Here is a 22,637-nt window from a genome sequence, read left to right as displayed (position 1 = left end):
GTTCCTGTCGGCAAAAGTCAGTGGGTTTTGTCCAGCAGCGGGCGGGCATCGTCCAAGGGCGTCGGCATGACATGGGCCTTGGGCCGGGTGCGGGCGAAAAACACGATGATCGCGGCGATGATCGAGGTCGCCGCCAGGCCGTACAGGCCCCCCTGGATCGACCCGGTGCGCTGCTCCAGCAGGCCGAAGGTGGCCGGGGCGACGAAGCCGCCGAGGTTGCCGATGGAGTTGATCAGGGCGATCACCGCGGCGGCGATGCGCGCATCCAGGTAGGCCTGGGGAATCGGCCAGAACAGCGCGGATGCCGACTTGAAGCCGATAGCGGCGAAGCACACGGCGACGAAGGCGAACACCGGTCCGCCGGTGGTGGACAGGAACATCCCCGCGGCCGCCACCAGCAAGGCGCTGGCGACCCAGGCCTGCTGGAACTTCCATTTGCCGGACGCCGCGGCGAAGGCATACATGGCGATGATCGAGATCAGCCAGGGAATGGAATTGAAGAAGCCCACCTGCAGGTCGCTGAGGTCGCCCATCTTCTTGATGATGCTCGGCAGCCAGAAGGTCGCCGCGTAGATGGTCAGTTGGATGCAGAAGTAGATCAGGCAGAACAGCAGGATCTGCCGGTCCTTGAGCAGGGTCCAGAGCGACGGCTTGACCGGCATCGCCGCTTCGCGCTCGCGCTGTTCGCTGTCGATCGCCAGCACCAGCGCTTCCTGTTCGCCGGCGCTCAGCCACTTGGCGTCGCGGGGCGTGGAGTCGAGCCAAAACCAGACAAAACCGCAGAGCAGCACCGAGGCCATGCCCTCGACGATGAACATCCACTGCCAGCCGTGCCAGCCCAGGCCTTCGATCTGCAACAGCGCTCCGGACAGCGGGCCGGAGACCAGCGAAGCCACGGCCGAACCGCTTAGGAAAATGGCGATCGCCTTGCCCCGCTCCACGCCGGGCAGCCAGCGGGTGAAGTAGTAGATCACCCCGGGGAAGAACCCGGCCTCGGCTACCCCCAGCAGGAAGCGCAGCACATAGAACTGGGTTTCGTTCTGCACGAAGGCCATGGCCGTGGCCACCAGCCCCCAGGTGAACATGATGCGGGTCAGCCAGATCCGCGCGCCGACCCGCTGCAACAGCATGTTGGACGGCACTTCGAACAGCGCGTAACCGATGAAGAACAGCCCGGCGCCAAAACCGTAGGCCGCGGCACCGATACCCAGGTCATGTTCCAGGTGGGTGCGGACGAAGCCGATGTTGACCCGGTCGATGTAGTTGACGATGAACATAATGACGAACAGCGGCAGCACATGGCGCTTGACCTTCGCCACGGCGATGGCCAGCAGGGAATCGTCGCCGGCCGGATTGAGGGTGGTATTCACGATGCCTCTCCCACTTGTTTGTTTTTGTGTGCGGGTGACTGGGCGAGCGCCCTAGTTGACAGTCATCATACAAGTATAAAAATAGCGTCACAAGCGCAGACTCGTCGCAGAAGTCGGTACGCGAGGCTTTGCTGATCGAAGAGAATGTTGAAAAATAAAATTAACTGATTGATTTAATTCATATAAATAAAAAACACAGGCACAGAAATATTTTTCAGGCTGCATTCGCACTGAGAACCTGCACTGAACCCTGAAGTGACTTATCCGATAACTTGTCATACATATCAGACAAGTTGCGCCCTGCCCGGCCACTTCGGTGATAAGCTTTTTGCTTCCTCCCCGCGTGACCTTGCCATGAGCACCGAATCCGATATCGCCCCGGGCCGACGTCGCCCTTCCACCAACCTGGCCCATGACCTGGTCAGCGACCTGACCCAACAGATCATGCGCGGCCTGCTCAAGCCCGGTGACAAGCTGCCGTCGGAAAGCACCATCGTCCGCGCCCATGGCGTCAGCCGCACCGTGGTGCGCGAAGCCATCTCCAAACTGCAGGCCGCCGGCTGGGTGGAAACCCACCATGGTGTCGGCAGTTTTGTCCTGGAGCGCCAGGACACCCACGGCCTGCGCTTGAACGTCGGCACCGCCCTGAGCGTGCGCGACATCCTCGAATTGCGCCTGGGCCTGGAAACCCAGGCGGTGGCTCTCGCCGCCCGTCGGCGCAGCGCCGAGCAACTGGCGCAGATGCGCCAGGCGCTGGACGACTACCAGCAACTGCTGGCCAACAACGACAGTTGCGTGGAGGCCGACCAGCGTTTCCACCTGCTGATCGCCGAAGCCACCGGCAACCCCTATTTCGTGCAGATCCTGCAATCGTTGGGCAACGCCCTAATCCCCCGGACCCGGGTGCGCGACGCCGAGCGCGGCGATGTCGACCTGGCGCAACTGGCGACCCTGGCCAACCAGGAACACGAAACCCTCTACGCCGCCATCCGCCGCCAGGACCCGGATGCCGCGCGGGCGGCGATGTGGACCCACCTGAGCAACAGCCGGGAGCGGTTTTCGGCGGGGTGAGGGCATGCGCCCGCTTCTACCGGGATAGCGACGCTCAGCCTGTTCCGTGCCGGGCGAAATAGCGCCCCGGCGTCACCCCGAACTGACGGCGGAACATGGCGATAAAGGCGCTGACATTGTCGTAGCCCAGGTCCAGCGCCACCCGGGTCACCGCATCGCCCGCCGCCAGGCGCTCCAGGGCCCGCAGCAATCGCGCGCGCTGCCGCCACTGGCTGAAGGCAAAGCCGGTCTCGGCGACCAAACGCCGGGCCAGGGTTCGTGGCGAGATCCCCGCCCATTGCGCCCAGGCCTCCAGGCCGCGGCTGTCCGCCAGGTCGTCGGCCAGCGCCTGGCAGATCCGCCGCAACCGCGGGTCCACAGGCAATGGCAGGCCAAACGGTTCCACCGGCAGGCTGCCCAGTTCATCGAGGATCACCCGGGCGATGCGCAATTGCGGCTCATCCAGCGCGCCTTGTGGCCAGCTCGCCGCACGCATCACCGCCTCCCGCAACAGGCCTGAGGTGGCAATGATCCGTGGTTGCGCCGGCAGTTCGTGGCAGGCCTCGGGCTCGACATAGATGCTCCAGCCGTCGAACGGGCCATGGGAACGCAGGGCGTGTTCGCAGCGGGGCGGCACCCACACCGCATGGGTCGCCGGCACCACCCACTGGCTGTCGGCCGCCGTCACCGACAACAGGCCGCGCCGGGCGCCGAGCAGTTGGCCGCGGGCGTGGCTGTGGGCGGCGGTCTGCCGTTCGATCGGGCTGTGTTGCCACGCCGCGACCAGCAGCGGGCCGCTCTCGGCTTGAGCGAGCAAGGGGGAAACCAAAGGTTGGGACATTGGCTGTTTCACGTTATTCAACGGCAAGAACCAGGCAGTTTAGCCAATCCTTGGGCCGCAGACTGAACGCTCATTCACACGAGGATCAATCCATGCGCGCCGAAGACCTGTTACCCGATCAACTCAACCATGGCGACTTCAATGGCACCCAGGTACGCAAAGGTACGGTGGGGGCCTTCCTGATCAATGCCCGGCTGTGGAGCGACCCGGGCACCTCGGCGCAGCAGCGCCGCGTGGCCGAGGAAGATCTGCTGGCCGCCCTGCCGGCGCTCAGGGCCCTGGGGCTGTTCGAGCTGATGCAAGTGCGCGACCCGGCCCTGCGGGCGTTATGCGAACAGGACTAACCCTGCGCCCCACTAACGCCCCCCCCTGTAGCCGCTGCCGAGCCCGCGAGGCTGCGATAGACCCGCAGGGTCTCGGCGCCCGCAAAATCCCCGCGAGCGTACCGCTCGATCGCAGCCTGCGGCAGCGGCTACATAAACATCGGGGCCGAGCGGAATATCGAGGGTGCCCCCCATCCCTGTAGCCGCTGCCGAGCCCGCGAGGCTGCGATAGACCCGCAGGGTCTCCAGCGCCCGCAAGATCCCCGCGAGCGTGCCGCTCGATCGCAGCCTGCGGCAGCGGCTACACAAGCATCGGGGCTGAGCGGGCGGCAGCGGTTACAGGTCGCATGGCAGGCGGCTAGCGAATCGGCAAGGCAATCGGCCGAATCGGCGCGGCATCGGCACCGCGCAACTTCAACGAGGCGCCGATAAAGGCGAACTGGTACACCCGGTCCCGCGACAGGCCTTCGAGATTGACCAGCTCCAGGATCGGCGCGCCCTGCATCGCCAGCAGGTAGGTATGCAACGGCAAGTAGTTGCCTTCCACCTCCGACGGGAAGGTCTCGAAACTGAGGTTATCGGCGCCCACCACCATGGCACCGCCCTCCTCCACCAGGAACTTCGCCGCGTCCAGGCTCATGCCCGGCGGGTTGGCCATATAGGCCTGGGCCTTTTCATAGTCGCGCATGCGCCCGGTGCGGATCAGCACCACGTCGCCCTTTTCCAGGCTGACCTTCTGCGCCTTCAGCGCCTGTTGCAGGTCGGCGCGGGTCACCCGGTAATTGTCCGCCAGCATGTCCACGCCCTTGGCCGCGGCGACGTCGATCAGCACCCCGCGGGCAACGATCGGCGGCAGTTTTTCCGCGCCGGTGACGTTCCAGCCGCGATCGCCCAGGTGCTGGTCGGCGCGAAAGCCGTTCCAGATCTTGCCGTCGAGGCCGAAGTGGTTGAGCGCATCGATATGGGTGCCCATATGGGCGTACATCGACACCGCCGAGCCGGTATAGCTGACATGTCGGTTCATCGGCTCGCCGACCTGCATCGGGTCGGCGATCACATTGCCGTGGGGGGTGTGGGTCATCCACATCTGGTACGGCGGATCGCCCGCCGCCTGCCAGCTGGGCATGCCGACGAAATACTCGACCGCCAGGTCGTAGGCCTGGCTGCCGCTGACCCGGGCCATGATCGCCGCCCGCGACTGCTCGGTGATCAGGTTCAGGCGGCCGATCTCATCCTTCGGCCCCCAGGGGCTGACGCCGACTTCGGCCTGGGGCGCGGCGCCACACAGCGCACTGAACAGCGACAAGGCGGCCAGGCCGGGGATGACAGGCAACAAACGGGAAACAGCCATGACGACACTCCTGTGAAATGAAGTGCCCATGGTATGGATTAACAATTCGGCGATAATCAGCCGTTTCGTTAAGACATATTCAACCCAGGAGAAACAATATGGATGTGCTGGCAGCCATGCGCACCTTTCGCCGCGTGGTGGAGCGCGCCAGCTTCAGCCTCGCGGCCAACGACCTGGGGCAATCCACCGCCGCGGTCAGCAAGCAGGTGCGCCAGCTGGAGGAACACCTGGGCAGCCTGTTGCTGTTGCGTACCACGCGCCGCATGAGCCTGTCGGACGCCGGCCAGGCCTACTTCAGCGAATGCTGCCACCTGCTCGACGAACTGACGGCCCTGGAATGCGCGACCCGCGCCGGCACCCGCGAGCCCGGCGGCCGCTTGCGGGTCAACGCGCCGCTGTCGTTCGGCCTCAAGGTGCTGTCGCCGATCCTGGCCGACTTCATGCGGCGCTACCCGCAATTTCGCATCGACCTGACCCTCGACGACCGCCTGCTGGATGTGGTGAGCGAAGGTTTCGACGTGTCGCTGCGGATACGCCGACAGTTGACCGACTCGTCGCTGATCGCCCGGCGCCTGGGGGAAATCGAACAGGTGATCTGCGCCGCCCCGGTCTACCTGCAGGCCAAGGGCAGCCCACAGACGGTCGATGATCTGCGCGAGCACAGCTGCCTGGCCTATCGCCTGGCCGAACACCCCGGCCACTGGCAGCTGGAAGGCCCGCAAGGCAGCAGCCGCCTGGAACTGCCGGTGCGTTTTGCCGTGGACAACAGCCTGATGCTCAGCGACATGCTCCAGGCCGGGCTGGGCATTGGCGCCCTGCCCTCGTTCATCGCCCAGCCGCTGCTCGACAGCGGCCAGTTGCAGCGGGTCCTGCCCTGCTATTCCATGCCACGCCGGACCATCTATGCGGTGTATGCCAGCAATCGCCATGTGTCGCAGAAAATCCGCTTCTTCGTCGACTTCCTGGCCCAGGCCCTCGGCCCGCTCCAGGAAGCCGATCAGGCAATGCCTCAGGCGGACTGAGCCTGGGCCACCAGCCAATCGATCAGCCAGGACGCCGCCGGCCCCGGTGGCGTGTCGAGGCGGTAGATGGCGTCGAAGCCGTAAGGCAGGCTCTGGCTGCCCGGCAGATCGAGTTGCACCAGGCGCCCGCTGGCCAGGTCCTCTTCGACCATCGGTGCCGGCATGTTGCCCCAGCCGATGCCTTCCCTGAGCAGCATATGCTTGGAGCCCAGGTCCGCCAGGCGCCAGCTGTGGGTGCCGACCACGCCGAAATCCTGGTTGCGCGTCAGCTCGGAACGGTCCGACAGCACCAACTGCACATGCTCGCGACCAGCCCCCGGCAGGTTGACCGATGCTTGCGCCAGCGGATGCTCCGGAGCCGCCACCGGGATCAATTGAACAAACCCCACCTGCACCCGCTCGATACCGCCCAGATCGCGATGCACCATGCCGCTGACACCTACCGCGGCGCGCCCCGCCAGCACCATCTCGGCCACCGCGCCCAGGGCCTCCATGTGCAGGTGCAGCTGCACCGTGGGGAACTCGCGGCGGAAGTTTTTCAGCGCATCGACGATGCGCGCCGCCGGGAACATCACGTCGATCACCAGGTGAACCTCTGCTTCCAGGCCTTGCAGCAGCCCCTTGACCTTGGCCCGCAGGCCGTCGATGCCGTTATAGATGCTCCGCGCCTCGGCCAGCACCGTGCGCCCGGCCTCGGTGAGCTGGGGTTTGCGGGTGGTCTTGCGGTCGAACAGGCTGACCCCCAGTTGCAGCTCCAGGTTGGCCATGGAATAGCTGATCACCGAGGTGGCGCGATGCAGCTTGCGCGCCGCGCCGGCAAAGCTGCCGACCTCGACGATGGTGAGGAAGATGCGCAATTGATCGAGGGTGGGCGTACCGGGGTTGCTGGACATGGGGCTGTTCTCGCAAAGGCTACGTTCTAAAAAATCGAACCTGACACTCGAAATTATTCGGCTATTACGTTCATAACGCCAGTGGCAAACTTCTCTCCATCGCGGCGCACCAAGGTGGTGAGGCCGAACCCACTGAGAGAATCCAGCATGTCCACACTGACCAACAGCCTGTCCACTACCTCGAACAGCAACGCCAGCATCAGCCTGATCGGGCGCGTCCTGCTCAGCGCCATTTTCATCCTTTCCGGCTTCTCGAAAATCGCCGCGCCGGCCGCCATGGTCGGCTACATCCAGTCGGTCGGCCTGCCCTTCCCGCAACTGGCCCTGGGCATCGCCATCGCCGTGGAACTGGGTGGCGGCCTGCTGCTGATCGCCGGCTACCGCACCCGCCTGGTCGCCCTGGGCCTGGCCGTGTTCAGCGTGGCCACCGCCCTGGCCTTCCACAACAACCTGGGCGACCAGAACCAGTTCATCCACTTCTTCAAGAACATCGCCATGGCCGGTGGCCTGCTGCAAGTGGTGGCCTTCGGCGCCGGCCGCTTCAGCCTGGATGCCCGCCGCCAGGGCTGATCGGCCGCCCCCACGACAACGCGGCGCCCAAGGGCGCCGCGTTGTCGTTTTGTTTCGTGACAAGAGCCCCCTTGCCCACCTTAAGACATACAAGCGAGCTTGCTCGCGATAAAAATCCCGGATGCACCGCCATGTCTTTCAGCCTGGCGGCTGATCGCGAGCAAGCTCGCTCCTACAGGGAATTAAGGTGTTTCAAGGGATGGTCGGCACATCCAGCCCGACCTTGACCCGACTCATGGCCACCAGGGTTTTGAAGCGCTTGACGTTGTTGTTCTCGAAGAACAGCTCACGAGTCAGTTCGTTGTACTGGGCCATGTTGCGCACGGTGAAGATCAGCACAAAATCGCACTCGCCCGCCACGTAGTAGCACTGCTGCACCTGCGGGCAGGCCTGGAAGCTGCGCTTGAGCGCATCGAGCTGATCGATGCGTTCACTCTCCACCTCCACCTCGACAATGATGCTCAGCTCATAGCCCAGGGCCTCGGGAGCGATGACCGCGCTGTAGCGTTCGATCACCCCTTCATCGCTCAGGCGCTTGAGGCGCCGGTTGACCGCCGCGGTGGATAGGTTCACCCGCAACCCCAACTCGCTTTGCGGGGTGCGCGCATCGCGTTGCAGTTCGGCGAGCAGTTTCAGGTCGTAGGTATCCAGGCTGGTGGTCATGCGGGCAATCCATGGGCGGGCAATCAGTGGTGGGCAATCAATGGAATGAAATTGTGCAAAGGCTGGCGATTATGCGAAACAAATTCGCCAGCCACGCAATATTATTTCCAGGGCTGCGAGCCGGGGCCTGGCCAGTGGCGCGCTGGACTCGTCGATGGCTGGCCCGGCCTGGCGCTTCCTGCAACCTTCGAACGATTGCCTGGTCACACTCCCCGACGTGCTCGCCGCCGGCGCCATGTGCCAGCTGGCCACCGGCAGCGCCCGGGACATTCCCCTGCTGGCCGGCGAATCCGCTGCCGCGGGCCTCGCGGGACTGAGCCTGATGTGCAAGGATGGCGCGCGGCGCAAAGTCGCGCACCTCGACGCCCACTCGCGCGTCCTGCTTATCCACACCGAAGGCGCCATGTCGCCGGCGGTGTATCAACAACGGGTCGGTGAAACGGCCGGCCCGGTCCTCCAGCGGCAACCGCCGATTGCCCGACAGGCGCCTGGAGCTGACCGCCAAGGATTTTTATGACAGCCCTCAACACCCACACCTCAGAGCAACAGATCAGCCCCGGCCGCCTGGAACAGATGGCCACGCGCATCGCCTTTTTCATCGCCGGTTTCGGCATCGCCGCCTGGGCGCCGCTGGTGCCCTACGCCAAGGCCCGGGCCGGGCTCGATGAAGGCACCCTGGGCCTGTTACTGCTGTGCCTGGGCGTGGGTTCGATCCTGGCGATGCCGATCGCCGGGGTGCTTGCCGGGCGCTTCGGTTGCCGGCGGGTGATGGCCGCCGGCAGCCTGCTGATCTGCCTGGCCCTGCCGCTGCTGGCCACGGTGAGCACGGTGCCGCTGCTGATCGCCGGGCTGTTCATGTTCGGCGCCGGGCTGGGCACGGTGGATTCCACGGTGAACCTGCAGGCGGTGATCGTCGAACGGGCCAGCGGCCGGCCGATGATGTCGGGCTTCCATGGCCTGTTCAGCCTCGGCGGCATCGTCGGCGCGGCCGGGGTCAGCGCCATGCTCGGCCTGGGCCTGTCGCCGCTGGGCGCGACCCTGGTGGTGGTGGCCTTGCTGATCATCGCCCTGCTCAAGGCGGCGCCGCACATGTTGCCGTACGGCAGCCAGAGTTCGGGCCCGGCCTTTGCCGTGCCCCACGGCGTGGTGCTGTTCATTGGCTGCCTGTGCTTCGTGGTGTTCCTCGCCGAAGGCGCGGTGCTGGACTGGAGCGCGGTGTTCCTCAGCGCCGAGCGCCAGGTGGATGCCGCCTATGCCGGCCTGGGTTACGCGGCCTTCGCCCTGACCATGACCGTCGGCCGCCTGACCGGCGATGCCATCGTGCACAAGCTGGGGGCCACGCGAGTGATCGTCATGGGCGGCTCGGTGGCCGCCGCGGGCCTGCTGCTGGCGACCCTGGCACCGGCCTGGGAAGCCGCGCTGGTGGGTTACGCGCTGGTCGGTGTCGGCTGCTCGAACATCGTGCCGGTGCTGTACACCGCGGTGGGCAAACAGACCGTCATGCCCGAAGCCATCGCCGTGCCGGCCATCACCACCCTGGGTTACGCCGGCATCCTCGCCGGCCCGGCGCTGATCGGCTTTATCGCCCACGGCAGCAGCCTGAGCATCGCCTTCGGCCTGATCGCGGTGATGCTGATTGGCGTGGCGGCCAGCGGGAAAGTGTTGAAGGTCTGAGCCCTTTTGCGGGCCATCGAACGTCCACTGTGTTTTCGAGATCGCAGGAAGGCCCTGCGGGCCTTTGCGCAGCCTGCGGCAGCGGCTACATAAACATCGGGCCTGACCGGAATATCGAGGGCGTCACCGCTCCCTGTAGCCGCTGCCGAGCCCGCGAGGCTGCGATAGACCCGCAAGGTCTCCAGCGCCCGCAAGATCCCCACGAGCGTGCCGCTCGATCGCAGCCTGCGGCAGCGGCTACAGAGGTTTGCGCCGGGCATAAAAATCGCGGGCAAGCCTCGCTTCTGTAGGAGCGGCCGGTCGACGCTCGATTGCCCGCGATGGGCACGACGCGGTCGGTCAGAAGCCGACGCTGGCCTGGACGAAGAAGGTCCGTGGCGCGCCGACATAGATGCCGGAGTTGTTGTCGCTGGAGCGGGTGAAGTACTGCTTGTCGAAGAGATTCTTCACCCCGGCGCCGAGCTTGAGGTTCGACAGCTGCGAACCGAAGTCATAGCCGCCACGCACGTTCCAGGTGACGTAGCCCGGCATATCGCCGTACTGGCCGTCGGCGCTGCCTTCGGTGATGTAGTTGTCGTTGAAGCTGCCGTCGGCGTTGACCATGCTGCCCGGCGAGCGCTGCTTGGACTGGGCGAAGGCATCGATGTTGTAGGTCCAGCGGTTGATGTCGTAACGCAGGCCGAGCGTCGCCACCTGGCGCGAGTAGAACGGCAGGTCGCGATCCTTGAACGCCGAGCTGCCACCTTCATAGGTCGCGCGGGTGTAGGTGAAACCGGCATTGGCGGTCAGGCCGTCGAGGCGCGGGTCCAGCGCGGCCAGGTCGTAGTGCACCGACGCCTCGATCCCCTGGTGCTTGGTCGCGCCGAGGTTGGTCCAGCCGACATCGTTGCTGATGTATTGCAGCTCGTCCGAGAAGTCGATGTAGAACGCCGTCAGCTCACCGCCCCACACCTCATCGTTGTAGCGCGTACCGATCTCGTAGGTCTTGGCCTTCTCCGGGTTCAGGCCGTTGGCGGTCTGGTCGCCCACCCCGCCCTGGCCCAGTTGGAAGTACTGCAGGCTGCCGAACGACGTCTCGTAGTTGGCGAACAGTTTCCACGCATCGGAGAGGTGGTACATCACGCTCAGCGCCGGCAGCGGCTCGTTGCTGTTGATCTCGCGGCGCTTCTCCTGCACCGGCACGCCATTGGTGCCGGCCACCGGGCGGTCGTGCCATTCGGTACGGATGTTCTCGAAGCGGATCCCCGGGGTGATGGTCCAGTTGCCGACGTCGATCTTGTCGTCGATGTAGAAGGCGGTGGCCTCGGTGCCACCGGTACGGTCCTGGTACACATGGCCGTCGGAGCCCGGGCGCACCACCGGCTGGTTGTTGACCAGGGCCAGGCGGCTGGCCTCTTCGTGCATGCCTTCTTTCAGGTAGCGCATGCCGACGCTGGCTTCCTGGGTGGTCGGGCCGAGGTCGAACACATGGGACACCCGCGGCTCGATGCCGAAGGTGTAGTAGGTGCGCGGATAGGACACCAGGGTCTTCTGGTCGCGGGCGGCGATGGTGCTGCCACGGAAGCTGTCGGAGTAGTAGGTCAGCACTTCGAACTGGGTGCGGTCGTCGATCTGACGCAGGTACTTGAACGACACATCCTTGCGGCGGCCGCTGAAGTTGTCCCAGTCGCGGTCCGACTGGTAGGGGTCGGCGTCGTACTGCTTTTGCGTCAGGCCGCCGGGCATGTCGGCCTTGGCGTCGTAGTAGTGGAAGTTGAGGCTGAAATCGTCCTGGTCGGTGGGCGCCCAATGGGTCTTGAGGATCACGTCGTCGATGTCGTTGCCGTTGTTGCTGGCGCGATAACCGTTGCCGTTGACCCCGGAGTACAGCAGCGCGGCGCCGATGCCGTTGTCCGCGGTGCCACCGAGAAAGGCCGTGTCGATATGCTTCCAGCCGCCGCGCTGGGAGGTTTCCAGGGTGGTGCCGATTTCCCCGGTGGCTTTTTCCGGGATGGCCCGGGTCACGAAGTTGATCACCCCGCCGACGTTCTGCGGCCCATAACGCACGGAACCGGCGCCACGCACCACGTCAATGCTGTCGAGGTTGCCCGAGGAGATCGGTGCCATCGACAACTGTGGCTGGCCATAAGGCGCGAAGGCCGCCGGCACGCCGTCGATCAGCACCGTGGAGCGCGGCGACAGGCGCGACGTCAGGCCGCGCACGCCAACGTTGAGGGAAATATCGCTGCCGCCGGTGCCGTTGGCGTCCTGCACCTGCACCCCCGGGACCCGACGCAGCACGTCGCCGACGTTCATCGCGCCCTGTTCGAGCATGGCTTCACGGCGGATCACCGTACGCGCGCCGGGGTGGTTCTGCACCACCGCCGCGTTGGCGTCGCCCAGCCAGTCACCCACCACGCTGATGCTGGTGGCGCCCAGCTCCAGAGGGCCGCCACTCGCCGCCGACGGCGCCGGGCTGAGGGTCACCGAGCCGCCGTCGATCTGGTATTGCAGGCCGCTGCCTTGCAGTAACTGGCGCAGCGCCTGCTCCGGCGACAGCTTGCCGTCCACCGCCGGGGCCTGCTTGCCGGCCACCAGCTCAGGGCTGAAAAACACCTGCAGCGAGGTTTGCAGCCCCAGCTGGCTCAGGGCCTGGCCCAACGGCTGGGCCTGGATGTGGATAGCGCTCGGCGCCTGCTCGGCATGGGCCTGGGGCAGCGCGGCACTGACCGCCAGGGCCAGGGCCAGCGGCAGCCAGCGGGTGGAAGGCGAGCAAGGATTGTTGTTATTCAGGTCGAGGCGTTTCAAGTTCGAGCAGTCCTGTTGATCGCAAGAAGATGCGTCTGTTAATGAAAACCAGTTGCAGTTGGACAAGAAGACGAAGAACTCGAAAAAAACCTGAATCTATCGCGCAATTATTTCCTGGCTACCGTCGGCGTGGGTCTTCACCGCCACCGGCAGGATGCTCGGCAAGGCCTTGAGCAGCGCGTCGGTGTCGTCGGCCTTGAACACGCTGGTCAGGCGCAGCCTGCCCACCGCCTCGCTGCCGACCCGCAGCGGCTGGTCGCGATAACGCGACACCTCGGCGGCCACCTCGTTGAGGCTGGCGTTATTGAACACCAGCTTGCCACTGCGCCAGGCGGTCAGCGCCTGGGGATCCACCGCGTAGGCCGCGGCCACCTGGCCCCGGGCATCGACCGCGGTGCCCAGGCCCGCGGTCAGGTTGACGAAGTCGCTGTCGGCGGCGTCGCGCCCCTGCACCCGCACCGTGCCCTGCTCCACCGCCACCCGGGTCTGGCTGGCGTCGCGGCGCACATCGAAGCGCGTGCCGGTGACCGTGACCTTGCCGGGCCCGGCCGCCACCACAAAGGGCCGGCTGCTGTCGTGCTCGACACTGAACATTGCCTGGCCTTCGCTCAACTCGACGCTGCGCAGGCCTTTTTCATAACGCACCAACAAGCGGCTGCGGCTGTTCAGGTCGACCTGGGAACCATCGGGCAAGGCCACATGGCGGCGCTCGCCCGGGGCCGTGGCGAACTCGGCGCTGTACCCGGCAGGCTGGTTCAGGCCGCTGAACAACCCCAGGCCCACGGCCACCGCCAGCACACTGGCCGCCACCGCATAACGCAACAGCGGGCGACGCCTGATGCTCGGGCTCGGGCTCGGGCTCGGGGTTGCGCATAGCGCCTGCAAACGCGCCCTGGGCACCCGATCCGTGGCCGCCCACAGGGTGTGCAGCAGCTGGAATTCATCCCGATGCGCCTCGTGCTGCGCCAGCCAGGCGTCGAAACGCTGCCGCTCCTCGGCATCGATCGCCGGTTCTTGCAGGCGCACAAACCACAGCGCCGCCTCATCGCGAACCGTCGCCTGCCCGCACGCGCACTCACGAGTCTGCGTCATGGAACATCCTGTTGGGCTGGGGGTGAAAAAGTCATGGCATGCATCAGCGCGGCCCGTCCACGCGCTCGCGCAGATGCCGCAGGGTGCGGATCATATACTTTTCCACCATGTTTTTTGACAGCCCCAGGCGCTCGGCAATCTCGGCCTGGGTCAGGCCTTCGAGCTTCTGCCAGACAAACACCTTGCGGCAGTTCAACGGCAACTCGCCAAGGGCCCGTTCGATAGAATCAGCCAGCTGGATCGCATGCATGAAATGCTCCGGGTCGCCGCTGGGCGACGCAACTGGATACACCGCCTCCAGCTCCATGGCGCCGCGCCGATCCTCGCGGCGATAGGCATCCACCGCGATATTGCGCGCTGTCTGATGCAGATACGCCCGCGGCTGCTGCACCGCCGCCGCATCCGACTCCAGCACCCGGACAAAGGTGTCATGGGCCAGGTCTTCCGCCTGCGAACGGTTCTTCAGCCGACGCGTCCAGGTGCCGATCAACTCTTCGTAGTGCTCGAAAAAGCCTGATCGGCGGGGAGGCTTGGGGGTCATTGCGCTGTGCTGAGGGTGGGGAGGCGTGAATAGTAATGCTTCTTATTAAAGGCGGCAATGGATTCGGGTGCTGGGAGTTGAAGGGGGTTAGATGGTTGTCGGTGGGTGGGCTGGTGACAGGAGCACTCGTCGTGGAAGGGTTACTGGCGGGGCATCATTAGCAGCGTACGCTGGCCGATGTACACGGGGCATATGGAAGGCATAAACAATCGAATAAAGGTCATCAAGCGGATGGCGTACGGTTACCGGGACAGCGAGGAAAGAGAGTTGGGTAACAACGGGTATTGCTACCTACCTTCCACTGAAAAGCTCTCGTCGCTAAAAAGGAGGGGAGTTGCATTATTTCGAACAACTATACTAATCTAAGTTCACACCCCAGAAATATGACAGTCATGAGCCTAGAAAATATTCGTTACTATTTATCTGTATCCCTTTTGGTTTTCGGCTGCTCAATCCCAATTATGGGAATAATTGTTTGGGCCATCACAGAAATAATCCCGCTAGATGGAAGCGCATTAAAGGTTACATACGCAATCACATACATTCTTGTCGCTACATTTGGTTTACGCTTCTATATCCCAAGACTACGTGGCACGGCATAATATTCGTTATGCCGCACAATATCACTTGCCTCCCAACATTGGTCTTTCTTCTTTGACCATAGAGTTCAACGTTATCGCATCAACCAACCCCTCAAAAAACAAGGCCAGCTTTCCGGCTTGTTGGTAGGCTTTTTCATTGCTGACTGGGTCGTATCTAAATAGTTGTACCGATCCTGGCGCTCGTACCGATCTGAACATGCCGTACCCCGACAAAAACAAGTCTGTAGAGTAGTACGCCTTATCACCTTTATACGTATCCCTGAAAAGGGTTTGATAGACGCGCCTCATAGGCCCTTGTGCGCCTAGCATATTGGGGCCGTTATAGATATTCGCCACACCTTCGGCAATGTTGTTAGCCCCATGACCGACTAGAAGCGCTCCGGGCACAATCCCAATCCCGCCTGATGCTCCTGTAATCGCGATACCTGCTTCAATTTGCATCCCCCCAGCCAAGACCCCTACGCCGTTTTGAGCATAAAAAAGCGCCGTGGACGATAGTTCTGCATACTCGGCTCTGATCTCTTGTAGTCCCTGCCACGCACTGATTACTTCATTATCAACAGCACGGATAATCTCATTGGCATAGTCTGAAATAATCGAGCCAAATTGAAGTCGCGTAAACCCGTCAAGGAAATGCGTCATACCTATATCGCATCCGACTGAAACTAGATCGGATGCAGCCTTGATCACGTCGTGAATGTCGCATGAAGTCTCATTCACGCTCACTCCCCCATGTACTTTGCGCGCTTGTGCCCCCTGGAATGTGCACCCAAGTAATGTCTCTATACCGAATGGACACCCTTTCTTGCGGTTCCGCATCATTCATATGAATAGCGTGAGGGACCTGTTGGCTGATATGCGCAATACGCGCACCTGCAAGGTGTATTGAATAGTATTTTTCCTGCCCCCCAGTCGGCGTAGTTCGGTAAAGATTGATCGTGCACTCCACTTCTTCTCGCTCATGTAGCGCACTCGCCAATAGTGGCGATGCTTTATCTATACCCTTGGTTATTACAATAGGCATATGCTGACCACGACCACCTGCCACGCTGCCATCATTGCCCGTCATCATGTCGTGTGTGTAAGCCAGCACCATGATTTCGTCTTGGTGACCGATCTGGCATTTGTTACCGATAGAGCTTGGACCCGAGCAACCGAAAGAAATCAATCCTTGTCGTTTACCGGAAATACTCATGTAGCTATGACTTGCCATCCGTACCACTCCTTATCTTCGGAGGGCTAGACTGATGAAGAAAGCACCAAGCCTGCTATCAGAGAAGTCCTAATAAATCGGAGCTCCATCTCATTTACAAAAAGAAAACGGAGGCTATGCCATTGTCTGACCACGAACAAAAAAGAGCTCCATATCCGCGGGGCTCTTTCACGACTACCTACAACTTCTCCCCTCCTCCCACTCCAACACCGCCTCCACCAGCACCTGCGCCATCTCAATCAAGCGCACGCCTGCCAATACCACCTTGTGGCTGGTCGCGGGCATGTCTTCGGTAGATTGATAAGTGGCGCTTGCTGGCGACTCGAGGATTTCGCAAGCGTTGCTCAATGCTTCTTCGGTACTCAGGTTGGGGTTCACTCGGAACAGCTTTCCCGGGCGGTTGCGAGAAACGGGGACGTCACCCTCGCGACCAAACGAAAAGAAGGTGGCCGTATGCAGGTTGGTAGACCGGTGCAGCAGGAACCCGGCGCGCACGAATGCGCCCTACGCACGACCGCCCTGGAAGCGTAGGCCGAAAAAAGGCGCCTCGTTGCAAACGGCGCCTGTTTGTATCCAGGGATTAATGACGGCTTACCTACCCGCCCATTCCCAACCAAAAACAAAAAAGGGCCCGCGATCTCCATCGCGGGCCCTGTTAGTGAGTCACGTTACGCGGTCACGTCCAGTTGGCCGCCAGCACAGGCTGCAAGGCCTGTTGCTCGGCAGCGCCGAAGGTCATGGTCGCCGGTGCTGCCGGCGCGAACGCCGCCATGGCCTGGACCAGGTTTTCCACATTGCGCTCCAGCAACCGGTGACGGTCGCCGGTCATGATGTCCCGTGGACGCTCGGGGGTCGCGGCGTACCAGTTGTGCAGCGTGACTTCCTGCTGGCTGCCGATCACCGAGATCTGCAGGTCCTGCCCTTCATGCTGGAACCACAGGCGCTCGGGGCTGATGTCCTGGCCGAACACCAGTTGGCCCATGCTGCCGCTGAACTCGAGGTCGTTGACCCCGTGCCCGACTTCCACGGTGGGCATGCTGCCGCTGACCAGCACCTTGTTGTTGCCATCGCCCAACTTCACCGTGGCGAAGGAGCCGCTGTCGGTGATGCTGTTGTTGCCATGGCCGACCGTGAGCTTGTTGATGTCGCCGGCGATCACGTTGTTGCCGTTGCCCAGGGTGATCTCGGCGCGGCTGCCCGTCACGTTGACCTTGTTATCACCGTTGCCGGCCACCAGCTTGGCGCTCGACGCCTCGACGTTGATGGTCTTGCTCTCGTCGCCCAGGGTGACATTGGCGAAGAACCCCTTGACCGTCATGGTATTGGGATCGCTGGCCACGGGCGCGGGATCGACGCTCGGCAACGGGCTCAGCGTGAGCGGGTCGCGCGACGAGCTGGTCACCGGGTCCACGGTGGTGGGCGTTGGACGCGAACGGATTCTGTCGCGGATCGAAGCGTACGAGAAATCCTCGGTGTCAGTCACCGATGGCACCGGGTCATCGAACTTGAGCCACGGGTTCGACGCCGTCGGGATATCGGGCACGGTGACCCGCGGACGACTCGGAATATCCAGGTCGCGGTGGCTGGTATCGACCACCGGGATATCGGGAATCACGATCGGCCGCGGGCTCGGCACATCCACCGGCGTGCGTCCCCCTTGATCGCGGCCGACCGGGCCGATATCCGGCAGCTTTGAAGGCTGCAACGAACCGACGCCACGCTCGGCGAGAATCTGCTCGATGGTCTTGTGCTCGGGAACCGTCGGCCCCTGGTTGCCGCCACGCTCGGCCAGGATCTGCTCGACGGTCTTGTGTTCCGGCACTTTCGGATTCAGGTCGACACCGCGTTCGGCGAGGATCTGCTCGATCGTCTTGTGTTCCGGCAGGGTGATGTCCGGGATCGTCACCGAAGGTTGCAGCACCGGATCGACCACTGGAACGCTGACGGTCGGATGCAGATCGACAGGCGGCAGCGGCGGCACCACGACAGGCTTGTCGACACCAGGACGCTCGACAATCGGCGTCAGCGTACCCGGTACAGTCACCGTCGGCTGTTCCACCGGAGCCACCACCGGGCCGACTGGCGCCACCACCTGCGGCGCAGGCTCGGCGAAGATGAAGTCCGAGGCGCTGACCTGCGCCACATCCAGTGCATCCAGGTACAGCAGGTTGACGTTGGAGTCGGCGCCCTGGGCGCCGGTACGCGTCACATACACCCCGTGAATCTGCGTCAGGCCGTTAAGGGTCGCGCGATTCTTGTGCTCGAGGGTCAGCTGGCTGAAATCGGTCACCCCGGTCTGGCGCAGGTCGATCTTGTCGATGCCATGACGGAAGCCGCGCAAGGCGTTGTTGTAGTCCTTGACACCCGACTGGGCCGCCACCACGAACACATCCGAAGTCGCGCTGTCATGGCTGTAGATAGTGCCGCTCAGCGAAGCCACCATCTTGCCCTGGGCGTCGCTGCTGTACATCACGCCCTTGCCGCCGCCGTTGAGCAGCACCGTGCCCAGGCCTTCCTGCGGCTGGACCGCCGAGGCATCGCTGTTGACGTAGGCCGTCGGGGCGACAAAGGTGTCCTGGAACTTGAAGTTCGCCGCGCCGATCCCGGCCAGCGACTGGTTCTTCAGGACAATGCTCTGGCCCTTGGCCAGGTCGATCTTGACGTCCGCGCCTTGCTGGCTGAGCACCAGGTCGGTGAACTTCTTCCCGGCAAAACCCACCAGGTCGATGATCTCGCCACGGGCGGCCTCGAAGTGGTTGATGACATCGCTGCCGCCATCGCGGCGATGGACCACAAAGAAGTCCTTGCCCGCGCCCCCCGTCAGGCTGTTGTTGCCACGCCCGCCGTCGAGCAAGGCATCGGCATTGCCAGCCACCAGCACATCGTTGCCGTCGCCGGTGACGATGTTCTGAATGCTCGGCGGATTTTTCACCGTCAACGCCGCGCCGCCGAGGCTGGCGACACCGGTCAGCAGGTTGATCGAGCTATCCCCCGACACCGCCGCCGCGTTGAGGGTATTGCGCCCGCCCGCGACACCGTTGACCGCGTCGTCCAGGACGCCACGGTTGGCATGCCCGACCACCGACTTGAGGTATTCGTCGGTGTAGAAGTAGGTGTCGTCCGGGGTGCTCTTGCTGCCGTACAAACGCAGCGACCAGGCATTGAGCGTGACCGGCAGGCCGGAAGCCGAATCGCTCACCTGCAAGGTCCAGTTGCCCGCCGAGCGCTCGCCGAAGTCATGGGTCGTCATGAAGGTGTATCTGAACGCTCCCGACTGCGTGCTGCCAAGGTCCGTGGCGCTCGCCCCCGGCATGCCGTCCGGCACCTTGCCCTGGCGGTTGAGCAGGACGCTCTGGGTACCGTCGGGCGAGATCAGCTTGAGCGTCAGGTCGCCAAGGCGGCCCACCTGGGCGTCGAAATCGATCTCGACATGCTCCACATTGAGGCCGGCATTCATGGCGATGGACGAGCTCAGCGTGCCCCCCGCCGCCAGGTTCTTGCCCAGGGCGCCGCTGGAGGCGCTGTAGACATACTCGTTGGCCCCGGTGCTCTGGGTCATCCAGGCTTCGGCCAAGCGCACCGCGGCCCGCGCATCGACTTCGCCGAAGCCGTAGTCGTTGCTGGTATGCATGCCGCCGCCGTTCCAGTGGTGGGCGGCGTTGTCGCTCCACTGCGTGGACGGGTCGTTGATCTGGCGCGCCGAGAGCGCAAGGATCTGCTGCACGTCGCGGTAGCCCAGGTTCGGGTTGGCCTCGAGCATCAGCGCGACGATGCCGGAGACGATAGGCGCGGCAAAACTAGTGCCCTGCATGCTGGTGTAGTCGTTGCCGAAGGTCGAGCCACGGTCGGTTTCCAGCATATGGCTGGTGGACACCACGTTGCTGCCCGGCGCCGACACCAGCAGGCTGGCGCCCGGGTTGGAGAACGGCGAGGAGCCGATCTGCAGGGTCGACAAGTCGCCCTGGGCATTGATCGCGCCGACTTCCACCGAGAAGCGGTTGTTGTTGGTCAAGGAGCCCTGGGCATTGCCGCCGGTCGCGCGGCTGTTGCCGCCGGCCGCGACAATGATCGTGCCCAGGCCACCGCGACCGTTACTCGCGGCGTACTGGGCATTCATGCTCAGCGCCGTGGCGGTGTTGACGAAGCCGTCCTGGAAGCTGCTGAGGGCGAAATCGTTGGTGAAGCCCCAGCTGTTGTTGGCAATGTCGAAGCTGACCATGTGCCCCAGCCCGGCGAGGTCGGCGCCGCTGTTGGCCAGGTAATAGCCGCCCAGCGTCGCGCCGTAGGCCACCCCTACCCCGCCCGTGCCATTCTTGGCCGCGACCATCACCCCCGCCACCATCGTGGCATGGTTGGACACCAGGCCCGGCAAGCTGCCGTTGCTCTGTTGGGTCTGCAGCCAGGCCTGGTCGACGTTGGCGGCCAGGTCCGGATGGGCGATGTCGAAGATCTCGGGCGCGGTAGCGAACTGGCCGCCCGGCTCGAACTGGCCGATACGCACGCCCTTGCCGGTGTAGTCCTGCCAGACCGGCAGCACATTGGTATCGCTGAGGTACCACTCCTGGGCCGCCAACGGGTCCAGCGGCACTTCCGGCGTCAGCAAGGTCACCCCGGCGCGCATCGGCGCGGTCTGCCCGCTGCTCAGGTCCACCACCGAAGCCGACAGGTTGCCGGCGGCATCGACCACGCCGTACTTGAAGCTGAGCAGACCGGTGTAGCGGGCATCCGGAGTGAAGAGCACGTCGCCCTGGGCCGTGAGGCTGACAGAGCCGCCAACCGCGTCGCCGACGTTGGCGATGCGCAGCGCGCCCTGGCTGTTGAGGTGTTGATCGTTGGCCAGCAGGCTCTGCGCGGCAATCAGGTGAGGCTGGGTCCGGTTGAAGGCCTTGCCGTCCTGGTCGAGGCTCAGCACATCGGCCACCGGCATGGCGTTGGGGGTCTGCAGATCGACCGCCGAGATATCCGAGAAATTCAGCTTCTGGATATTTTTCAGGGTCACCGTACCGTCGCGCCCGGCGACCTTGTCGGCCACTTCATAGCCGCTGGCGGTGCGGGTGATGCGGTAGTCGCCATGGTTGCCGTGCAGGGTCACCAGGTTGATCCCGCCGTCGCCGTCGATGGTTGCGTTGCCGTGGCCGACTTCGATCACGTCATTGCCCGCGCCACCGAAAATCCGGTCGGCGCCGCCACCGGCGTGAATGATGCTGCCGCCTTCGGCGGCGTAGATCACGTCGCCCTGGGGCCCGGCGTAGATCACCGCCTTGCCGCTGCCGCCGATAATGGTGTTGTGGCCGCTGCCGCCGACCAGCACGTCGCTGCCGCCACCGCCCACCAGGGTCGAATTGCCGGAGCCGCCCTTGATGAAGGCGCTGCCGCTGCCGCCGCTGATCAGGGTGTCGTCGCCGCTGCCACCCTGGGCGATGGTCAGGCCGGCCTGGGCCATGTTCAATACCACGCCTTTGTCGCCGACGACGATCGCCGTATCGTGGCCGCCGTTGCCGTGGAGGTTCTTCATGTCGTCCGAGGCGCTGACCACAAACACGTCGTCGCCCTTGCCGCCGACATAGGTGTTGCTGCCGCCGCCACCCACCAGCCAGCCGCCGGCCGGCGCGGCAATCAGCGTGTCGTTGCCGCTGCCGCCGTACAGGTTGCCCACGCCCAGCTGCGCCGCGTCCAGGGTTTCACCCGTGGTGCTCTGGCTGGCATAGGCGGTGGTGGTGATGCCGTTGCTGGTCGAGGTCACCTTGGTGCCCGCGCCCTGGGTGCTCAGGGTATTGCTGACCGGATCACCGAGGAAATCCACCGCCAGCGCTTCCTGGCTCTTGCCATTGATGGTGAAGGAACCGGTGGCGAGCACCCGATTGCCGTCCCGCACTTCGGTTTGAGTGGACGCCGCAGCCCGCACGTTGATCTGGGTGATGCCCAGCTCGGCCAGGGTCTTGAGTTCGCCGGCATCGACTTTCGCGTCATGGGTGCCGTCGACCCAGACCCGCAGCTTGCTCCAGATCGGATCGCGCTGATCGATCACGCCATCCTTGTTGCCATCCTCGCTGGCCAGGGCGGCGAACCCGTCCTTGAACTTCGCCTCGCCCGCCGCGCCGTTCACGCCGGCCTTGCCGCCGTAGTACTCGGAGAACATCTGGCTGACGTCCTTGATCTGGCCGCTGCCATCGTCGATCACCAGCATGCCGGTGCTGCGATCGGCCCAGCCGCTGCGTTTGAGCGTGCCGCTGTGGTCGGTGTCGAACAGCACGCCGTCACGGATGTCGGTCATGTGCACGCCGTTGCCGGTCAGGTCCAGCAGCAGCGGATCGACGTAGGTGTTGAAGGTGGTCATGGCCGACAGACCGTTCAGGGTCACGGCATTGCGCAGGCTGAAGTCCGGCTTGGTGCTGTCCGGAGTCTGGTAGAAATTCGACAGGTAGGTGTTAGGCCGGGCGTTGAGGTCGAGCTGCATCTCACCGGGACGAATACCGCCCGAGGCCAGGCTGGCCATCTGGGTCGAGGTGAAGTCGGTTTTGTTGAGAATGCCGCCAACGGCAAAGATATTGTGCGTCGCGGCGTTCTGGATATAACCGTTGGCGACGTCCTGCTGGGCTTTGCTTTCGCCCTGGATGTGCTGTTGGGGTTGGGGGGATGGGTTGA

General features: G+C 63.9%; 18 protein-coding genes and 1 pseudogene. 7 read left to right on the top strand and 12 right to left on the bottom strand.

Annotated elements, in window-relative coordinates:
• Window positions 1-17: 17 nt before the first annotated feature.
• Window positions 18-1,370 carry an MFS transporter gene (locus J4E58_RS17365; protein ID WP_087091680.1) on the bottom strand — a complete coding sequence of 451 codons (1,353 nt, stop codon included), beginning with the start codon at window positions 1,368-1,370 and terminating at the stop codon, window positions 18-20.
• Window positions 1,371-1,724: 354 nt separating this feature from the next.
• Between J4E58_RS17365 and J4E58_RS17360 the strand changes: the two genes are divergently transcribed.
• Window positions 1,725-2,441: a FadR/GntR family transcriptional regulator gene (locus tag J4E58_RS17360; RefSeq protein ID WP_087091681.1), complete on the top strand. Its 717-nt coding sequence runs from the start codon at window positions 1,725-1,727 to the stop codon at window positions 2,439-2,441.
• Between the two features lie 34 nt (window positions 2,442-2,475).
• Here J4E58_RS17360 and J4E58_RS17355 read toward each other — a convergent pair whose 3' ends face one another.
• Window positions 2,476-3,261, bottom strand: a complete 786-nt coding sequence (locus J4E58_RS17355) for a helix-turn-helix domain-containing protein (RefSeq protein WP_087091682.1) — start codon at window positions 3,259-3,261, stop codon at window positions 2,476-2,478.
• Between the two features lie 92 nt (window positions 3,262-3,353).
• Here J4E58_RS17355 and J4E58_RS17350 point away from each other — a divergent pair, with 92 nt between their 5' ends.
• Window positions 3,354-3,605: a hypothetical protein gene (locus J4E58_RS17350; RefSeq protein WP_087091683.1), complete on the top strand. Its 252-nt coding sequence runs from the start codon at window positions 3,354-3,356 to the stop codon at window positions 3,603-3,605.
• Window positions 3,606-3,942: 337 nt separating this feature from the next.
• On the opposite strand, the gene J4E58_RS17345 is transcribed toward J4E58_RS17350, so the two are convergent.
• Window positions 3,943-4,935, bottom strand: coding sequence for a cyclase family protein (locus J4E58_RS17345; RefSeq protein WP_007932749.1), 993 nt, complete (start codon window positions 4,933-4,935; stop codon window positions 3,943-3,945).
• A 98-nt stretch (window positions 4,936-5,033) separates the two neighbouring features.
• Here J4E58_RS17345 and J4E58_RS17340 point away from each other — a divergent pair, with 98 nt between their 5' ends.
• Window positions 5,034-5,957 carry a LysR family transcriptional regulator gene (locus J4E58_RS17340; RefSeq protein ID WP_087091684.1) on the top strand — a complete coding sequence of 308 codons (924 nt, stop codon included), beginning with the start codon at window positions 5,034-5,036 and terminating at the stop codon, window positions 5,955-5,957.
• On the opposite strand, the gene J4E58_RS17335 is transcribed toward J4E58_RS17340, so the two are convergent.
• On the bottom strand, window positions 5,945-6,850 hold the full coding sequence (locus J4E58_RS17335) for a LysR family transcriptional regulator (RefSeq protein ID WP_087091685.1): 906 nt from the start codon (window positions 6,848-6,850) through the stop codon (window positions 5,945-5,947). The genes J4E58_RS17340 and J4E58_RS17335 overlap by 13 nt on opposite strands.
• Window positions 6,851-6,997: 147 nt before the next feature.
• On the opposite strand from J4E58_RS17335, the gene J4E58_RS17330 reads away from it, so the two are divergent.
• Window positions 6,998-7,420: a DoxX family protein gene (locus tag J4E58_RS17330; RefSeq protein WP_007932743.1), complete on the top strand. Its 423-nt coding sequence runs from the start codon at window positions 6,998-7,000 to the stop codon at window positions 7,418-7,420.
• Window positions 7,421-7,612: 192 nt separating this feature from the next.
• On the opposite strand, the gene J4E58_RS17325 is transcribed toward J4E58_RS17330, so the two are convergent.
• The gene (locus J4E58_RS17325) at window positions 7,613-8,083 is read right to left on the bottom strand and encodes an Lrp/AsnC family transcriptional regulator (protein ID WP_087091686.1); all 471 of its coding nucleotides are present in this window, start codon (window positions 8,081-8,083) and stop codon (window positions 7,613-7,615) included.
• 154 nt (window positions 8,084-8,237) lie between these two features.
• On the opposite strand from J4E58_RS17325, the gene J4E58_RS17320 reads away from it, so the two are divergent.
• Window positions 8,238-8,600: a hypothetical protein gene (locus tag J4E58_RS17320; protein WP_087091687.1), complete on the top strand. Its 363-nt coding sequence runs from the start codon at window positions 8,238-8,240 to the stop codon at window positions 8,598-8,600.
• Complete coding sequence (locus J4E58_RS17315) at window positions 8,597-9,757, top strand: MFS transporter (protein WP_087091688.1); 1,161 nt, start codon at window positions 8,597-8,599, stop codon at window positions 9,755-9,757. Before J4E58_RS17320 ends, J4E58_RS17315 begins: the two co-directional genes overlap by 4 nt.
• A gap of 339 nt (window positions 9,758-10,096) precedes the next feature.
• Here J4E58_RS17315 and J4E58_RS17310 read toward each other — a convergent pair whose 3' ends face one another.
• From J4E58_RS17310 to J4E58_RS17300, 3 genes are all read right to left on the bottom strand, one after another.
• Window positions 10,097-12,544, bottom strand: coding sequence for a TonB-dependent receptor (locus J4E58_RS17310; protein WP_172963007.1), 2,448 nt, complete (start codon window positions 12,542-12,544; stop codon window positions 10,097-10,099).
• Between the two features lie 96 nt (window positions 12,545-12,640).
• Entirely contained in the window at window positions 12,641-13,636 is a 996-nt protein-coding gene (locus J4E58_RS17305; protein ID WP_087091689.1) for a FecR family protein, read from the bottom strand.
• Window positions 13,637-13,679: 43 nt separating this feature from the next.
• A complete protein-coding gene (locus J4E58_RS17300; protein ID WP_087091690.1) occupies window positions 13,680-14,177 on the bottom strand; it encodes a sigma-70 family RNA polymerase sigma factor in 498 nt (165 codons plus the stop codon).
• A gap of 135 nt (window positions 14,178-14,312) precedes the next feature.
• Between J4E58_RS17300 and J4E58_RS17295 the strand changes: the two are divergent.
• Window positions 14,313-14,435, top strand: a pseudogene (locus J4E58_RS17295) (transposase); the annotation flags it as partial.
• A gap of 365 nt (window positions 14,436-14,800) precedes the next feature.
• Here the strand turns inward: J4E58_RS17295 and J4E58_RS17290 are convergent.
• From J4E58_RS17290 to J4E58_RS17275, 4 genes are all read right to left on the bottom strand, one after another.
• Window positions 14,801-15,499 carry a DUF4225 domain-containing protein gene (locus J4E58_RS17290; protein ID WP_256583156.1) on the bottom strand — a complete coding sequence of 233 codons (699 nt, stop codon included), beginning with the start codon at window positions 15,497-15,499 and terminating at the stop codon, window positions 14,801-14,803.
• Window positions 15,492-15,992, bottom strand: a complete 501-nt coding sequence (locus J4E58_RS17285) for an Hcp family type VI secretion system effector (protein WP_087091693.1) — start codon at window positions 15,990-15,992, stop codon at window positions 15,492-15,494. Before J4E58_RS17285 ends, J4E58_RS17290 begins: the two co-directional genes overlap by 8 nt.
• Window positions 15,993-16,166: 174 nt before the next feature.
• Complete coding sequence (locus tag J4E58_RS17280) at window positions 16,167-16,487, bottom strand: DUF6124 family protein (protein ID WP_256583157.1); 321 nt, start codon at window positions 16,485-16,487, stop codon at window positions 16,167-16,169.
• Between the two features lie 181 nt (window positions 16,488-16,668).
• Window positions 16,669-22,488: a S8 family serine peptidase gene (locus J4E58_RS17275; protein ID WP_087091851.1), complete on the bottom strand. Its 5,820-nt coding sequence runs from the start codon at window positions 22,486-22,488 to the stop codon at window positions 16,669-16,671.
• Window positions 22,489-22,637: the final 149 nt, after the last annotated feature.

This window comes from Pseudomonas sp. FW305-25 (genome assembly GCF_017351415.1).
GTDB classification, from domain to species: Bacteria; Pseudomonadota; Gammaproteobacteria; order Pseudomonadales; family Pseudomonadaceae; genus Aquipseudomonas; species Aquipseudomonas chlororaphis.
The sequence above is the reverse complement of the archived record's forward strand: the minus strand, read 5'-3'. Positions and strand labels throughout refer to the sequence as shown.

Coding starts and splice junctions, on each gene's coding strand:
- J4E58_RS17335 (WP_087091685.1), bottom strand. CDS start 6,850: ATGTCCAGCAACCCCGGTACGCCCACCCTCGATCAATTGCGCATCTTC.
- J4E58_RS17320 (WP_087091687.1), top strand. CDS start 8,238: ATGGCTGGCCCGGCCTGGCGCTTCCTGCAACCTTCGAACGATTGCCTG.
- J4E58_RS17300 (WP_087091690.1), bottom strand. CDS start 14,177: ATGACCCCCAAGCCTCCCCGCCGATCAGGCTTTTTCGAGCACTACGAA.
- J4E58_RS17275 (WP_087091851.1), bottom strand. CDS start 22,488: ATGGCCAGCCTGGCCTCGGGCGGTATTCGTCCCGGTGAGATGCAGCTC.
- J4E58_RS17315 (WP_087091688.1), top strand. CDS start 8,597: ATGACAGCCCTCAACACCCACACCTCAGAGCAACAGATCAGCCCCGGC.
- J4E58_RS17330 (WP_007932743.1), top strand. CDS start 6,998: ATGTCCACACTGACCAACAGCCTGTCCACTACCTCGAACAGCAACGCC.
- J4E58_RS17340 (WP_087091684.1), top strand. CDS start 5,034: ATGGATGTGCTGGCAGCCATGCGCACCTTTCGCCGCGTGGTGGAGCGC.
- J4E58_RS17355 (WP_087091682.1), bottom strand. CDS start 3,261: ATGTCCCAACCTTTGGTTTCCCCCTTGCTCGCTCAAGCCGAGAGCGGC.
- J4E58_RS17285 (WP_087091693.1), bottom strand. CDS start 15,992: ATGGCAAGTCATAGCTACATGAGTATTTCCGGTAAACGACAAGGATTG.
- J4E58_RS17350 (WP_087091683.1), top strand. CDS start 3,354: ATGCGCGCCGAAGACCTGTTACCCGATCAACTCAACCATGGCGACTTC.
- J4E58_RS17345 (WP_007932749.1), bottom strand. CDS start 4,935: ATGGCTGTTTCCCGTTTGTTGCCTGTCATCCCCGGCCTGGCCGCCTTG.
- J4E58_RS17360 (WP_087091681.1), top strand. CDS start 1,725: ATGAGCACCGAATCCGATATCGCCCCGGGCCGACGTCGCCCTTCCACC.
- J4E58_RS17325 (WP_087091686.1), bottom strand. CDS start 8,083: ATGACCACCAGCCTGGATACCTACGACCTGAAACTGCTCGCCGAACTG.
- J4E58_RS17305 (WP_087091689.1), bottom strand. CDS start 13,636: ATGACGCAGACTCGTGAGTGCGCGTGCGGGCAGGCGACGGTTCGCGAT.